This window comes from Streptomyces melanogenes (genome assembly GCF_014649795.1).
In the GTDB taxonomy this organism is placed as follows: Bacteria; Actinomycetota; Actinomycetes; order Streptomycetales; family Streptomycetaceae; genus Streptomyces; species Streptomyces noboritoensis.
Genome location: NZ_BMTS01000005.1, coordinates 417,736 through 431,947 on the forward strand (window position 1 = coordinate 417,736; position 14,212 = coordinate 431,947).

Annotated in this window: 13 protein-coding genes; 2 read left to right on the plus strand and 11 right to left on the minus strand. The window is 71.7% G+C overall.

Annotation, left to right across the window (positions count from 1 at the left end):
* Positions 1-40: 40 nt before the first annotated feature.
* From IE252_RS14305 to fxsA, 3 genes are read right to left on the minus strand one after another with little or no spacing between them, the layout of a single operon-like run.
* The gene (locus IE252_RS14305) at positions 41-859 is read right to left on the minus strand and encodes an AAC(3) family N-acetyltransferase (RefSeq protein ID WP_229848341.1); all 819 of its coding nucleotides are present in this window, start codon (positions 857-859) and stop codon (positions 41-43) included.
* The gene (gene fxsBH / locus IE252_RS14310) at positions 852-3,089 is read right to left on the minus strand and encodes a radical SAM/SPASM protein FxsBH, inactivated beta-hydroxylase extension form (RefSeq protein WP_190089740.1); all 2,238 of its coding nucleotides are present in this window, start codon (positions 3,087-3,089) and stop codon (positions 852-854) included. Before fxsBH ends, IE252_RS14305 begins: the two co-directional genes overlap by 8 nt.
* A 27-nt stretch (positions 3,090-3,116) precedes the next feature.
* Positions 3,117-3,284, minus strand: coding sequence for an FxSxx-COOH cyclophane-containing RiPP peptide (fxsA, locus tag IE252_RS14315; RefSeq protein WP_229848343.1), 168 nt, complete (start codon positions 3,282-3,284; stop codon positions 3,117-3,119).
* 243 nt (positions 3,285-3,527) lie between these two features.
* On the opposite strand from fxsA, the gene IE252_RS14320 reads away from it, so the two are divergent.
* Positions 3,528-4,433, plus strand: a complete 906-nt coding sequence (locus IE252_RS14320; protein WP_190089741.1) for a DUF4231 domain-containing protein — start codon at positions 3,528-3,530, stop codon at positions 4,431-4,433.
* Positions 4,434-4,449: 16 nt separating this feature from the next.
* On the opposite strand, the gene IE252_RS14325 is transcribed toward IE252_RS14320, so the two are convergent.
* From IE252_RS14325 to IE252_RS14360, 8 genes are all read right to left on the minus strand, one after another.
* Positions 4,450-4,929 (minus strand): hypothetical protein, encoded by a 480-nt coding sequence (locus IE252_RS14325; protein ID WP_190089742.1) that lies wholly within the window; start codon positions 4,927-4,929, stop codon positions 4,450-4,452.
* A 159-nt stretch (positions 4,930-5,088) separates the two neighbouring features.
* Positions 5,089-5,994 carry a S1 family peptidase gene (locus IE252_RS14330; protein ID WP_190089743.1) on the minus strand — a complete coding sequence of 302 codons (906 nt, stop codon included), beginning with the start codon at positions 5,992-5,994 and terminating at the stop codon, positions 5,089-5,091.
* A gap of 196 nt (positions 5,995-6,190) precedes the next feature.
* Positions 6,191-6,979: a DUF1684 domain-containing protein gene (locus IE252_RS14335; protein WP_190089744.1), complete on the minus strand. Its 789-nt coding sequence runs from the start codon at positions 6,977-6,979 to the stop codon at positions 6,191-6,193.
* A gap of 5 nt (positions 6,980-6,984) precedes the next feature.
* Positions 6,985-8,277 (minus strand): NtaA/DmoA family FMN-dependent monooxygenase, encoded by a 1,293-nt coding sequence (locus tag IE252_RS14340; protein ID WP_190089745.1) that lies wholly within the window; start codon positions 8,275-8,277, stop codon positions 6,985-6,987.
* Positions 8,274-9,275: an LLM class flavin-dependent oxidoreductase gene (locus IE252_RS14345; RefSeq protein WP_190089746.1), complete on the minus strand. Its 1,002-nt coding sequence runs from the start codon at positions 9,273-9,275 to the stop codon at positions 8,274-8,276. Before IE252_RS14345 ends, IE252_RS14340 begins: the two co-directional genes overlap by 4 nt.
* A gap of 51 nt (positions 9,276-9,326) precedes the next feature.
* The gene (locus IE252_RS14350) at positions 9,327-10,079 is read right to left on the minus strand and encodes an amino acid ABC transporter ATP-binding protein (RefSeq protein ID WP_190089830.1); all 753 of its coding nucleotides are present in this window, start codon (positions 10,077-10,079) and stop codon (positions 9,327-9,329) included.
* Positions 10,080-10,149: 70 nt separating this feature from the next.
* The gene (locus tag IE252_RS14355) at positions 10,150-11,922 is read right to left on the minus strand and encodes an FAD/NAD(P)-binding protein (RefSeq protein ID WP_190089747.1); all 1,773 of its coding nucleotides are present in this window, start codon (positions 11,920-11,922) and stop codon (positions 10,150-10,152) included.
* Entirely contained in the window at positions 11,919-12,773 is an 855-nt protein-coding gene (locus tag IE252_RS14360; RefSeq protein WP_190089748.1) for an amino acid ABC transporter permease, read from the minus strand. The genes IE252_RS14355 and IE252_RS14360 overlap by 4 nt, the downstream gene beginning before the upstream one ends.
* A 467-nt stretch (positions 12,774-13,240) precedes the next feature.
* On the opposite strand from IE252_RS14360, the gene IE252_RS14365 reads away from it, so the two are divergent.
* Positions 13,241-14,188 (plus strand): ABC transporter substrate-binding protein, encoded by a 948-nt coding sequence (locus IE252_RS14365; RefSeq protein WP_190089749.1) that lies wholly within the window; start codon positions 13,241-13,243, stop codon positions 14,186-14,188.
* The last annotated feature ends 24 nt before the right edge of the window (positions 14,189-14,212 follow it).

Below are 14,212 nucleotides of genomic sequence, written 5' to 3' on the forward strand. Positions count from 1 at the left end.
TTGAAGAACATCATTCCGGAGCGCACGGCGCTCCATCCCCTCACCGTTCGGTCAAACAAGGCCGCTTTTCGGTCATCCAGTCCACCGCATGGTCCACCGCCCCCTTGATCGAAAACAACCGGGCGGTTCTCCGTCCCAGCTGCCACTCTTTGCGCATTTCCTCCGGAAGGTCGGCCCCGACCGCCCCGAAGTCGCTGTCGTCGAGATCGACGTCGGGATAGTGGAACCATCCACGACGCCCACTCTCGTCCCGCACCACACAGCTGTACAGCTTCTTGGGCGGGTTGTGCAGATACCGGTATTCCGCGAGGTGAAAGGCGCTGCAGACGTCGAATCCCACATTGATCATGAGTACCCGGGCATCGGCCCGGTACAGCGCGCCGAGCGGCGACTTCTCGCCCAGATGACAATCGGGTTCATGCCCCTCCGTCAGCTCCAGGGCACGGCAGCCCCAGGCGGCGAAGGAGGTCTGCGGGTGGGTACTGCGCACCGCCCCTTCCGAGGTGCGCACCCACTCCGCCAACCGGCCCATTCCCTGACTTCGGGTCCGGTCCGGATCGAACGGCTCCATTCTGCGCTTGAAGTCCTTGTACGCGGCCGGATTCCGCAGCACGCTCCTGCTGCGCCGACGGTGGGCGAGCGAGGTGAGCGAGTTCTCCGGCGTGAAGGCCGGGACCACCAGGGTGCCCTTGATCCGTCCGCCGACCGCCTCCCGCAGGGCCTGCCCCAGCACCCCGGGGCCGTGCCCCAGCCCGCTCATCGAGGCGTGCACGAGCAGGGTGTCCCCCTCGTTGACCCCCATGGCGGCCAGGTCGTCGCGTAACGCGCTGGCCGGCACCGCTTGGGCTCGCTCATCCACGGGCTGCCTCTTCCCACTCCGACAGGACGTCGGCGACCAGGCTCTTCCCGCCCACGGTGAGTTCGGCCGCCCCCTGAAGAGCTTCCAGCGCCCGCCGGGTCTCCGCCAGAGTGCGTGCACTCCTGTCGTACGCGGCGACCGCCACCCGCTCATGCGTTTCGGCCAACAGGACCGAAACCGGTACCGGCTCCTCGTGCCAGTCGGCCCGGTGGAGCCAGCCGCCGTCCAGGGCGTACAGGTCCGCCACATCGCGCAGGGCCCGGAACCTGGCCCTGCGGAAGCCGCGCAGCAGCCCCAGCGCCAACGCGTCCCCCGTCAGCCCCACGGGCACCCCCAACGCCCCGTAGCCGTGCCGCCCGGCCACCGTTTCACCGGCGCCCGCGAGCGGGGTGAGCGTGGTCAGGGCGGCGGCCGCGGCGGCCGCGTGGCCCGGAACAGTGGCCGAGAGCAGCCCCCAGGCCGCGCCGAGCCGCCCGCTCCACTCGTCGGCCTCGGCGAGGCCGAGCCGCGGCAGCACCGCCGTGCCGAAGCAGTCGCGGTACGGGTCGAGGTCGTCGAGCGCCGGATCGGGCGCCCCGTCCCGGCCCAGGCCCCGCACCGGCAGCCAGTCGCCGCACGGCTCGCGCGGGCACTCCACCTCCAGCTCGAAGCGCTCGCCCCGGACCCGGAAGCCCTTCTCGGCCGCGACCACCTCCGCGCGGCCGGACTCGCCCTCGGCGCCGACCCGCAGCTCCCCGAGGGTGGGCAGCACCAGCCTGCCGTCCGCGTACCCGACGGTGACGGGCACGTCGAGCCTGCCGCGCACGGCGGCGGCCGCGGTGTAGGCGGCGAGGCGGTGGGCGTGGGCGACGGCGTCGGAACGGCCGGTGCGCAGCGCCTCCAGGGTGGTGAGCAGCCAGCTGCGCGCGTACGGATGCGTCAGTACCTCGTCGAGGCCCGGCCCGTCGACGAGGGCGGTCAGCCGCCAGGCCTCGGCCCACTCGACGCCGCCGCGGCCGGCCAGATCGGCGTGCAGCCGGGCGAGCAGGGTGCGGGTGAGCTCGTTCTCGGCGGCGACGAGTTCACCGGGGTCGGCCAGGGCGCCCGGGACCAGACGGGTAGCCGTGCGGGTCTCGATGCCCCGCACCAGCGCCTCCAGGTCCTCGCAGTAGACCGAGGGGCCGTCGAAGGGGGCCCGGCCCGCCGCCTCGTTCGCCGAGCGGTAGCGGTGGGTGTAGAGCCCGCCGCCGCAGGAGCGCACCACCGGGCACTCGCGGCACTCGGGGCCGACCCCGGCCAGGCCGAGCTGGCGCACCCGGACGCCCGGGTGGGCGGCGACCTCGTCGAAGGAGTGCCGGAAGACGTCGAACCCGGTGGCGGCGGCGCCGTCGTAGGCGCTCTTGAGCGAGTCGACCTGCTCCAGGCTGCCGTCGGTCTCCACCACCACGAGGTCGGTGGGGGCCAGGCCCAGGGACTCGGTGAGGCTGGGGCCGCCGTTCAACGTCGACAGTACGGACTCGAACAGCCGGACCGGAACCGGTCTGCCCTGTTCCTCCCACCGGTCGAAGACCGCCAGGATCCACTCGGCGTATTCGGTCGGGGATCCGGCGGGGCGGGCCGGGGGTGCGTCCCAGGTGGCGTGCGGCAGCAGGTAGTCGATGCGCGGCGGGTCCAGGGCGATGAGCGCGTCGTGCACGGCGACCGGGTCGTTGGCCACGTCGATGGTGCAGAGCAGCCCGAGGAAGAGGTGGCGGTAGCGCTCGCTCTGGAGCAGTTCGACGGCCTTGAGGACCAGCGGATGGCTGGTGCGGCCGTCGGCGAAGCGGCGGTGGCGGTCGTTGGCCGACCGGTCGCCGTCGAGGGAGATGCCGACCTTCACGCCGAACTCGTCGAACAGGTCGAGGTAGCGGCTGCTGAGCTGGAGGCCGTTGGTGTGGATACGGAGATCGAGCTCCGCGACGCCGTCGAGGGCGGCGGTCAGCTCCTCGCACACCCGGCGCAGCCGTGCGGGGCCCGCCAGCAGCGGCTCCCCTCCGTGCAGGATCACTGACACGGAGGGCAGTACGTGTTTCTCGGCGTGCTCGGCCAGTCGCCGGGCCGTCCAGGAAATAGCCTCGTCAGAGATTGCCTTGGGGCGGGTACGCCAACTCTGATCAGGGGCTTCGTAGATATAGCAGTGATCACAAGCAAGATCGCATCTGCTGTGAACCTTGAGCACGATCTCGCGGAATGGGACCACGGGTGCAGTCATTCCGCCAGTCTAGAGCTCTCCGACAGACTAGAGCGCCGAGTTGAAGGTCGACGCCTGCACGGGGCGACCGGTCGACGAGGGCAGCACGCGGCCGAGCTTCCTGGCTGCGTCGGCGCCGCGGACGTCGATCTCGGCCAGGGGTACACGGCTCTTCTTCGCAGGGGCGAAGGAGAGAGAATTCACGGAGGTCTTCACGGCCGTCCTTGATGGGTAATTCCTGCATGTGGACAGTGGTACCGACGACATGCACCGTTGCAGTGTCGGCGGCACGACTTTACTCTCTTGGCCACTGTTGGCAACTGAGCACGACCGCTTGCCGCAAACGCGTGACCCAGCAATGCCGGAAGGTGTACGGAACGGGTCGTTCCATCGAAAGAGTGATGACTAAAACCGCAGACAGGGGTGGATGTGACGGCGATTCCCGGTCCTCTGCAAAGCATGGTCTTCCGCAACGCCGACCTGCCGGGTCTCTTCCACCACGCGGACTCACTCGCGATAGGGCGTCAGCGGGCCGCGGTGAACAGCACCCGCTGGCAGTTGTGCCTGCTGGTGGTGGGGGCGGCGCTGGCGGCACTGCCGTGGAGGATGACGCTCGGTGGTGACTTCCGGCTGACGAGCGCGCTCAGCGCACTGGCGTACGCGGGGGTGCTCGCGGTGAGCTTCCGCGCCGCCCGCGGGCACGCGAAATCGCATTGGCAACTGAACCGTTCGGCGGCCGAGTTCATCAAATCCATGTGCTGGCGCTATGCCGTGCACGGCACTCCCTTCGACTCCCACGCGCGCGATCCCGAAGGTCTGTTCACCCTCCGTTTGGAGGAAGGTCTGCGGGAACTGCGCAAGGTCGGCTGGCAGGACCCGCGCGAGGACCCGGCGTCGGGCCTGGCCGATGTGCCCCTCATCACCGCGCCCATGCGGGAGTTACGGGCGAAGGCGTTCACCGTACGCAAGGAGACGTACGTCCGGGACCGACTCATCGAGCAGCGCAACTGGTACCGGCGCCGCCAGGAGGCCTCCAAACGGGCCACCGCGCTGTGGACCTCCGCGATCACCCTGCTCACCGTTCTCGCGTTGCTCTTCGCGACGCTGCACATGTTCGGCGCGGCCGAGGGCGTCAAGGTCGCCGGGCTGCTCTCGGCGGCGGCCGCCGCGTGTCTGGCGTGGAGCGAGATCCGCCGCCACCAGCCGCTGATCTCGGCGCACTCCCTGGTGGAGCAGGACCTCAAGGAGATGCACGTGGCCATGGAGAACACGGTCAGCGAGCGGGAGTGGCCGGCGGCGGTCTACGAGACCGAGCGGGTCGTGTCGCCCCAGCACACCGACTGGCTGGCCCGGCTCCGCAGTTGATCGCCGGATGCGGCTCCTACGGGCGGCGCACCCCGTCGCACCACACCACCGTGACGGCTTTGCCCAGGCCGCGGGCGTACTGGACGATGTCACCGGTGCCGCCGAGGCCCCGCGCGGGCTGGCCGTCCCAGACGGCGACCAACCGGTCGCAGTTGTCCGCGATATAGGCGCCGGCCGCGTAGTACGCCTCGTCCGTCGCGTGCGGGAAGTCCATCCGGACCTCCTGGGTGGCTCTTCTCTTCAGGCCCCGGTAGCGGGCGAGTTCGGCGGCGTCCGCGAAGCCGTTCTCGTAGTCGCCGCTGGGAATCACCACGGTCAGGGAGGCGCCGCACTCCAGGGCGATGGCCGCGAACAGCTGGTCCGCGCCAGCCGCGAGGCTGGAGAGGGCTTCGAGGGAGCCGTCGTGTCCGCACAGCAGGCTCCGCAGACAGCTGCGGATCTCCCCCAGCGCCTCGGAGGGAATGTCTCGGTGACCGGTCACTCCGATGCGTTTCACTGACTCACCCCGTGTGTCCGGTCGCCTCTCCGCCGTGAACATCCTCCCAAAAAGGCGCATCGCGTCCAGTCGTGACCATCGGACGGGCGCAGGGAATGAGCCCCCGTCCGATGGCCGGACGAGGGCTCGCCGCTGCCGGGGCAGCGAGATGATCAGCCGTCAGAAGAGGCTGACGCCATAGGCGTTCATGGCCTCGACCACGGGCTGGAAGAAGGTCGTGCCGCCGGAGGAGCAGTTGCCGCTGCCGCCGGAGGTGAGGCCGAGGGCGGTCGAGCCGGCGTAGAGCGGGCCGCCGGAGTCGCCGGGCTCGGCGCACACCGTGGTCCTGATCAGGCCGTACACGATGTCACCGCCGCCGTAGTTGACGGTGGCGTTGAGCGCGGTGACCCGGCCGCTGTGGATGCCGGTGGTCGAGCCGCGCCGGGTGACCGTCTGGCCGACCGTGGGGTTGGCCGCGCTGCTGATGGGCTGGCTGCCCACGGCGCTCGGGTGGGCGAGCGAGGTGTTGGTGTACTGCACCAGGCCGTAGTCGTTGCCCGGGAAGCTGGTGCCGACGGTCGGGCCGATGCTGGTGGAGTGCGAGGAGCTGGTGTACCAGGGCGGCTTGCCCTCGGTGCAGTGACCGGCCGTCAGGAAGTAGTAGGTGCTGCCCTTCTTGACGTTGAAGCCGAGGGAGCAGCGCCAGCTCGGCGCGTAGATGGCGTCGCCGCCGGAGAGCAGCTTGCTGAACTTGCCGGGGGTGCGCTCGACGCGTATGGCGGACGCGTTGGCGCCTGCCTGTCGCTTGATCTTGGCTATGTCGGCCTTGCTCACGGTGGAGTCGGCGGTCACGACCAGCGTGTGGGTGGCGGGGTCGACGTTCCAGGCGGTTCCGGCGACATCGGCGCCGAGCACGGCACTGCTCGCGGCCGAGAGCTGGGTGGCGCTGAACGCCTGGGACGGGGTGGCGCTCGCGGTGGGGATCGCGAGGGCGCCGGCGGCGAGGAGCCCGGCGGTGAGGGCGACTGCCTTGGTGCGTCTCGCGAGACCGCGGTGGTGCGTGGGGGTGGTGCGCTTGATCCTCACTTCTTTTCCTCCCGAGGGGAATCGAGGGGCCCGAGTTGGGTGGGGGGACCCCGTGAGGCGCAGCCGGAGCTGATGGCAGCACTGTTGAGCGCAAGCCGTGCTCCTGACAAGCGCTGGGAGGGAGTATTCGGTGGCCCGGCCATCGGGCGCAAGGGCGCCTTTCGGCATGGCCGTTGGGGGTTTCGGAGCCGGCGGGTCAGCGGGTGAGGACGGTCCGCTCGCCCGCCGCGACCGCCGCGTCGAGGGTGTTGCCCGGGGGCGGGAAGGGGCAGATGAAGTGCTCGGCGAAGGCGCACGGCGGCAGCAGCGCGCGATTGAAGTCCACCGTGAGCCGTCCCTGTGCATCGGGTGCGCCGGGGCGCAGGAAGCGGAACCGGAAGGTCGAGTCCCCGCTGGTCGCATCGGCGAACACCGCCCAGAGCGCGCCGTCGTCCTCGACGGCCACCTGGAGGGTGTGCTCCCGGCCGTCGAGCGCGAAGGCGAGCTCCCCGCCGAGGCCGAGCCCGCGCTCGACTCCGTCGGCGTTCGCCACCCGTACGGTCCGCGCCTCGTCGTACGGGCGGAAGGTGGCGGGCACCGCCCAGCGCGCCTCGTACGGCGTCGCCTCGATGCCCGCGAAGGCGCGCCGGCGCTCGGCCTCCGGGTCCCAGACCCGTACCGCCCACAGCCCTTCGCGGCGCAGCACCACGAGCCGCCGCGCGCCCTGGGCCAGCCGGGACTCGCCGACCGGCGTGTGGTCGGCGGTCAGCCGCACCTCGCCGTTGAAGGGCTTTCCGTCGAGGACGATCCCGTCCTGCGCGGCGGCCGTGAGCACCACCGCGTCGTCGTCTTCGCGCCACTGGCCGGGCACGGCCGGAATTCGACCTTCCACCGCGTCGGCGAGCCAGTGGGTGCCGGTCAGCGCCAGCGGGCCGTAGGGAGCCGAGACGCTCTCGACGCGCCGTTCGTGCCAGTTCTTCCACTCCTGTGCCGCGTCCGTGCTCAATGTGTTCAACCCTTCCGTACGGGGGTGGGCAGCCCCAGGTGCGAGCGCAGTGTCGGGCCGGAGTATTCCGTACGGAAGGCGCCGCGCTCCTGCAGCAGCGGCACCACCTGGTCGACGAAGTCGTCGAGTCCGCCCGGGGTGAGATGCGGGACGAGGATGAAGCCGTCGGCGGCGTCGGCCGCGACGAACTCGGTGAGCTGGGCCGCGACCGAAGCCGGTGTCCCGATGAACGACTGGCGGCCGCTCGTCTCGATGACCGTCTGCCGGATGGAGAGGCCCTTGGCCTCGGACAGCGCCCGCCACTTGGCGGCGACCGTGAAGGGGTCGCCCACCTTTACTCGGCCCTTGACCAGTTCGGAGTCCGGGTCCGGGTCGATGTCGGGGAGCGGTCCGTCCGGGTCGTACGCGGAAAGGTCGCGGCCCCAGATCTGCTCCAGGGCGACGATCGCGTTCTGCGGGGAGATCTGGCGGCGCCGGATGTCGGCGGCCTTCTCCTGCGCCTCGGCGTCGGTGTCGCCGAGGACGACGGTCACCCCGGGCATGATCTTCAGGTCCTCGGGGCGCCTGCCGTACGCGGCGAGCCGGGACTTCACATCCGCGTAGAACTCCCGCCCGGCCTCCAGCGTGCCGTGCCGGGTGAAGACGATGTCGGCGGTGGAGGCGGCGAACTCGCGGCCCTCGCCGGAGTCCCCGGCCTGGATGACGACCGGGTAGCCCTGCGGGGAGCGGGGGACGGTGAACTCCCCGGATATGGAGAAGTGCTGCCCTTGGTGGGCGAACGGGCACGGGGTGCCCTCCGGCGTCCAGGAGTCCCACAGCTCGCGGGCGGTCGCGACGAACTCGGCGGCCCTCGTATAGCGGTCGGCGCGGTCCAGGTAGCCGCCGCGCCGGAAGTTCTCTCCGGTGAAGGCGTCGAAGGAGGTGACCACGTTCCAGGCGGCGCGCCCGCCGGAGAGGTGGTCGAGGGAGGCGAAGCGCCGGGCGAGCTCGTAGGGCTCGTTGAAGGTGGCGTTGACGGTGGCGGCCAAGCCCAGGTGCTCGGTGACGGCCGCGAGCGCGCCGAGGACGGTGAGGGATTCGGGGCGGCCGACCACGTCGAGGTCGTGGATGCGCCCCTTGTGCTCGCGCAGCCGCAGCCCCTCGGCGAGGAAGAAGAAGTCGAACCGGCCGCGCTCGGCGGCGCGGGCCAGATGGACGAAGGAGGAGAAGTCGATCTGGCTCCGGGAGCGCGGGTCGGCCCACACCGTGGTGTTGTTGACGCCCGGGAAGTGGGCGGCGAGGTGCATCTGCTTGGTCATGACGGGCTCCCGGCCTGCGCGTACTGGTTGGCGGCCCGGGACAGGCCCAGGTGTTCGCGGAGGGTGGCGCCGGGATAGAACCGGCGCATTAAGCCCCGGTGCTGGAGCACCGGTACGGTCCCGTCGACGAGCAGCGCCAGATCGCGCTCGGGCTCGGCCGGGCGCAGCTGGAAGCCTTCGGCGGCGCCCTGCTCGTACCAGTCGCCGATGAGCCCGGCGAGGGCGACCGCGTCGGCGGTGGTGTGCAGGGCGACCGGGAGCTGGACGAGCACCCGCAGCCGCTCGGGGTCGCGGCCGTGGGCGCGGGCCCGGTCGCGCAGTTCCTCGCGCAGTGCGCGGGCGGCGGCCGGGTCCCCGGCACGCACCAGGGCGACGTCGGCGTGCCGGACGGCGGCCGCGCGCGGCTCGGGGGCGGTCGCGTCGATCACCGTGACGGGGTGGCCCTGCGGCGGCCGGGGCACGATGGCCGGGCCGCGCACCGAGAACGTACTGCCTACGAAGTCGACGTAGTGCAGCTTGTCGCGGTCGATGAAGCGGCCGGTGGGCTCGTCGCGGATCTCGGCGCCGTCCTCCCAGCTGTCCCACAGCCTGGCCGCCACGTCGGCGACTTCGCGGGCCTCGTGCCACAGGTCGGCGGCGGGGGCCGCGGGACGGCGGCCGAAGAGCGCGGCCTCCGCCTCGGTGGTGGACACCTCGAGGCTCCAGCCGGCCCGGCCCCGGCTCACCCAGTCGAGGGTGGCCACGGCCGAGGAGACGTGGAACGGCTCGGTGTGGGTGGTGGTCACGGCGGGCACGAGCCCGATCCGCTCGGTGGCGGGCGCGACCCGGGCGAGCACGGCGAGCGCGTCGAGTCCGGGCCGGGCGAAGGAGTCCCCGAGCGTGACGAAGTCCAGGGTGCCGCGCTCGGCGAGCTGGGCGAGGGCGGTGTAGTGGCGGGCCTCGTAGTGGGGCGGGCCGCCGATGTCGACGGCGAGGTGGAGTGGACGGGTGGCGGGCATGGCGGTGACTTCTTTCTACGGAGGGCCTGGGCCTTGGGAGGGCGTCGGCCTTCAGAGGACCTTGGCGAGGAAGGCGCGGGTGCGTTCGTGGCGGGGGTGGTCGAGCACCTCGGCGGGCGGGCCCTGCTCGACGATCAGGCCGCCGTCCATGAAGACGACCGTGTCGGCGACCTCGCGGGCGAAGCCGATCTCATGGGTGACGACGATCATCGTGGTGCCCTGGAGCGCCAGGTCCTTGATGACGTCGAGGACTTCGCCGACCAGCTCGGGGTCGAGCGCGGAGGTCGGCTCGTCGAAGAGGAGGAGCTTCGGCTCCAGGGCGAGCGCGCGGGCGATGGCGACGCGCTGCTGCTGGCCGCCGGAGAGCTGTCTGGGATAGGCGCCCGCCTTGTCGGCGAGGCCGACGCGGGCGAGCAGCTTCTCCGCCGCGGCCACCGCCTCCTTGCGGGGGCGGCCGAGCGCGGCGACGGGCGCCTCGGTGACGTTCTCCAGGACGGTCAGGTGCGGGAAGAGGTTGAAGTTCTGGAAGACGAAGCCGATCCCGGTGCGCTGCTTCAGGACCTCCCGCTCGCGCAGCTCGTACAGCTTGTCGCCGGAGCGGCGGTAGCCGATCAGCGTGCCGTCGACGCTGACCGAGCCGCGGTCCACCTTCTCCAGGTGGTTGATGGTCCGCAGCAGGGTGGACTTGCCCGAGCCGGAGGGGCCGAGGACGACGGTGACCTCGCCCGCGCGGACGTCGAGGTCGATGCCGCGCAGCACTTCGAGGCTGCCGAAGCTCTTGTGTACGGAACGGACTTCGACCATGGCGGTGGCGGTCATGAGGGGGGTTCCTTCGTCAGGGAGAGGTGTACGGAACGGGGGCGACGGCGCCGGATCAGGCGCTGAGCGGGTGACACGCGAGGTCGCGCAGGAAGCTCAGCGCGGCGCGCGCACAGGCGTCGTTCTGCGCGAACGCGGGCCCGCCGGTGCGGGGCCGGGTGAAGGCCCCGGACGCCCGGGCGGTGGTGTGCGGGCCGAGCGCGAAGCGGCGCGGGTGCGGGCGCCCCTCGCCGTCCAGGACGCGGCCGTCGGCGGGGTCCACGCTCAGCAGCCCGCTGGCGGAGACGTCCGCGCCGTCCCGGTGGAGCGCGCGCAGCAGCGGGCTGCGGGTGCGCTCCAGGGACGGCTCGGGCAGCCGCGCCTCGACCAGGGCGCGCGCCTCGGTCCACTCCCCCGGCACACTGGCGCCGCCCGCCCGGAAGACGCCCTTGTCCTCGTCGCGCTCCACGGTGATGCCCGCGCCGAGGAAGCGGACGACCCCGGCGTCGGAGAGCGCGAGCAGCTGGCGCAGCCGGGGCCCGGGCGGCCCGGAGGCGAGATAGCTGAAGAACCCGTGCCACCAGCCGCCCACGTCGCCGAAACGCAGGAGCTGCCCGTAGACGGAGAGCAGCCCGAGGAACACCGCCAGGTCGGGGCTGTGCGCCCGGTCGTGACGGCGTGTCAGGTCCTGGGTGATGTAGGCGCGCAGCCCGTCCTGGAGGGCATCGGGGGACGCGAAGCGCACGCCGTCCAGGGGGTGGTCGAGCGCCTCCAGGTCGAGCCGGTCGGCCGGGTCGGGCACGGCGGCCGCGACCAGGGCGTGCAGCTCGGGGCTTCCCGCGTCGGCCGCCGCGTACTTCTCCTCGAAGTCGGGCCAGTCGACGGCCGTGCGCCCGGGGTGGGCGGTGAAGAGCCGGTGGTAGTGCGCGAAGCCGAGCTCCTTGTCGATGAGCGGCCACACGTCCCGCCGGAAGTCGGGGCGGCCCGGCCGCTTCAGCAGCTCGTCGACGGCGTCCGGCCCGAAGAAGCGCGGCAGCGGCGGCCGTTCGCCCTGCCAGGTGTAGCCGATCTTGGAGTGGTACGGGACGCCGCGCCGCGAGCCGACGTGCAGGACCGGTTCGCGGCCGGACGGGTGGTAGGTCCCGCTCTCGTCGTAGCGTCCGCCGCGCCCCTCGGTGAGCAGCACCATCAGGTCGACGAAGGCGAGCCCGAAGCCGCGCACGATCACCGGTTCGCCGGGGCGCAGGGCGGACAGGTCCGCGTCGGCGGTGAAGTCGGGCGGCAGGTGGACGAGCCCGTGGCGGTCGGCGAAGTCGGTCAACTCCCGCTGTTCGGCGTCGGGTTCGGCGTCCAGGTGGCCGAGGGTGAGCACCACCAGGTCGGCGCTCAGCGGCTCGGCGCGCCCTTCGAGCCACACCCGCTGGCGGCCCCCGCGCGGGCCGCCGATCCGCAGCACCCGGGTGCGGTGCTCGTGGACGGTGACGGCGGGGCCGAGCGCGGCCACCGCCTCCTCGTACACCCAGCGCAGATACGCGCCCTGCGCCCGGCGGCTGGGGAAGGTCTGCCCGTCGATCCCGGCCCACTCGGCGAGGGTGGGGCCCGGGCGCACCGGGCCCTCCTGGCGGACGGTCTCGTCGGTGAACATGGTGACGTCCTCGGCCACGGAGTTCATCCACAGCAGCGGCGACTGCTCCTCGCGCCAGATCCGGCCGCCGCCCGGCGGATGGGGGTCCACCAGATGGACGTCCAGCGGCTGGTCCCCGTACAGAACAGGGAGGTTGGCGGCGAGCCGTTCCAGGAAACCGGTCCCCCGCGGACCGGCTCCCACGACGACCACGGACGCGGTCACCGGGCGTCCGCCGAGCCGCGCGCGTAGTAGCGCTCCACGTAGTACTGCCCGAGGGAGAGCAGCGAGGTCACCACGACGTACCAGATGGTCGCGACCAGGAGCAGCGGCACCACCTGGTAGGTGCGGTGGTAGACGAGCTGGACCGAGTAGAGCAGGTCCTGCACGGCGATGATGGAGACGATCGAGGTGCCCTTGAGGGTGCCGATCAGCATGTTCCCGGCGGGCGGCACGATGGAGCGCATCGCCTGCGGCAGCACGATCCGGCGCAGTCTGCGCCATCGGCCCAGACCCAGGGACTGGGCGGCCTCGATCTGGCCGCGCTCCACGGAGAGGATGCCGCCGCGCACCACCTCGGCGGCGTACGCGGCCTCGTGCAGGGTGAGGCCGACGACGGCGACGGTGACCGGCCCCATCAGGTCGACCGTGCGCACGCCCAGGATCTCCGGGTAGAGCGCCCCGATGTTGAACCAGAAGAGCAGCTGCACCAGGATCGGCGTCGAGCGGAACAGCCACACGTAGCCCCAACTGACCGCCTTCAGCACGGGGTTGGCGGACAGGCGCATCACCGCGAGCACGGTGCCGAGCGCGAAGCCGAGCGCCATCACGGCGGCGGTCAGCCACAGGGTGAGCCACAGTCCGCGCAGCACGGCGGCCGTGGCGAAGTAGTCGCCGACAACGCCCCACTGGAAGGCGTCGTTGCGGACGACCGAGACGAGCGCCAGGGCGAGCAGGACGAGGAGGGCAACCGCCGCCGCCCACTGGCCCGTTCGGCGGACCGGGACGATGCGGAGCTGGGGGCCGGGGCCGTCGTCGGGCAGGACGGGCGGCTGTTTCGAGAGGGTCAGGGACATGCGAAGGCTCCGTGGATGCCGGGATCGAACACGGTGATGCCTTCACGGACACTGCGCGGACCAGCCCCTCAGCACGGTCCGTTCCCGAGGCTATGCGGTGCGTACGGCCGGTTGTCAAGGTTGTCCGCACTGTGAGCGGTACGTCTCACGGCAGTTGACGCGGATACGGATGCCTGTTCCACTTGGGCCATGCATCCGCAGCAGTGGCTGGTCACGCGCTCCCACATCGACTTCGGTCGAGTGTGGTCCTCCTCCTGTTGAGCCGACCTCCCGCACGGATTTCCCACGGCGCCCGCGCGCGCCGTTCTCCCGCGCCTTCACACAGCTGACACCGCGCACCCCTCCCCTCGTACCACCGCACTCCCTCCGACGCTTCGGCGTGCCCCCGCCCACCCCCGACACGTCCGCGTGCCGCCGCGCAGCCCCGGCACTTCCGCCTGCCCGAAATCCCTGGAGCGCACCGCATCATGAGCAGGTACCGCAGTTTCGCCGCTTTCGCCCTGATCACCGTCGCGGCCCTCGGCCTCACCGCGTGCGGGTCCGGCGACCCGGCCGACGCCGGGCCCGCCGCGCGGGCCGAGCCCGCCGGGGCCAAGGGGAAGATCCCCACCACCGACGTGGTGTCCGCCGTCAAGAAGGACGAGGCCGCGGCCGCGCTGCTGCCCAAGGGCGTACGCGAGTCGGGCACCCTCACCGTCGCCAGCAGCGTGGGCAACCCGCCCGGCGCCGTCTACCTGGCGGACGGCAGGACCGTCGCCGGGCAGGACATCGACTTCGCGGACGCGGTCGCCAAGGTCCTCGGCCTGAAGCTGAAGCGCCAGGTCGCGGCCTTCGAGGTGATCCTGCCGGCGCTCGACAGCGGCAAGTACGACCTCGGCACCGGCAACTTCGGGGTGACCGACGAGCGCCGCAGGACCATCGACTTCGTCACCTACATCAACGACGGCCAGGGCTTCGCCGTCCGCGAGGACAGCAGGCTCGGCAAGGTCACCGACCTGACCCAGCTGTGCGGCCTCAAGGTGGCGACCGGCGCGGGCACCACCTTCGAGGCGACCCTGGAGAAGAACAAGGGCCGCTGCGCCGAGGCGGGCAAGAAGGCGTACTCGATCCAGACCTACAGCGAGCAGGGCGCGCTGTGGATCTCGCTCCAGCAGGGCCGCAGCGATGTGGTGATGTCGACGATCAACGGCCTTCGCTACGCCGTGGCGCAGCAGCCGGGGCTGCGCTTCCTCAACGAGTTCCACCGGCTCGACGTGGGCTTCGCCTTCAAGAAGGGCACCCCGCTCGCCCCGGCCTTCCAGGCCGCGGTGAACGACCTCAAGAAGGACGGGACGTACGACAGGATCCTGGCGAAGTGGGGCACGGGAGAGTCCGCGATCGCGTCGTCACAGATCTCACCCCCCGAACACAAGTGACCCTGTGAATACGGCTGGTGACTG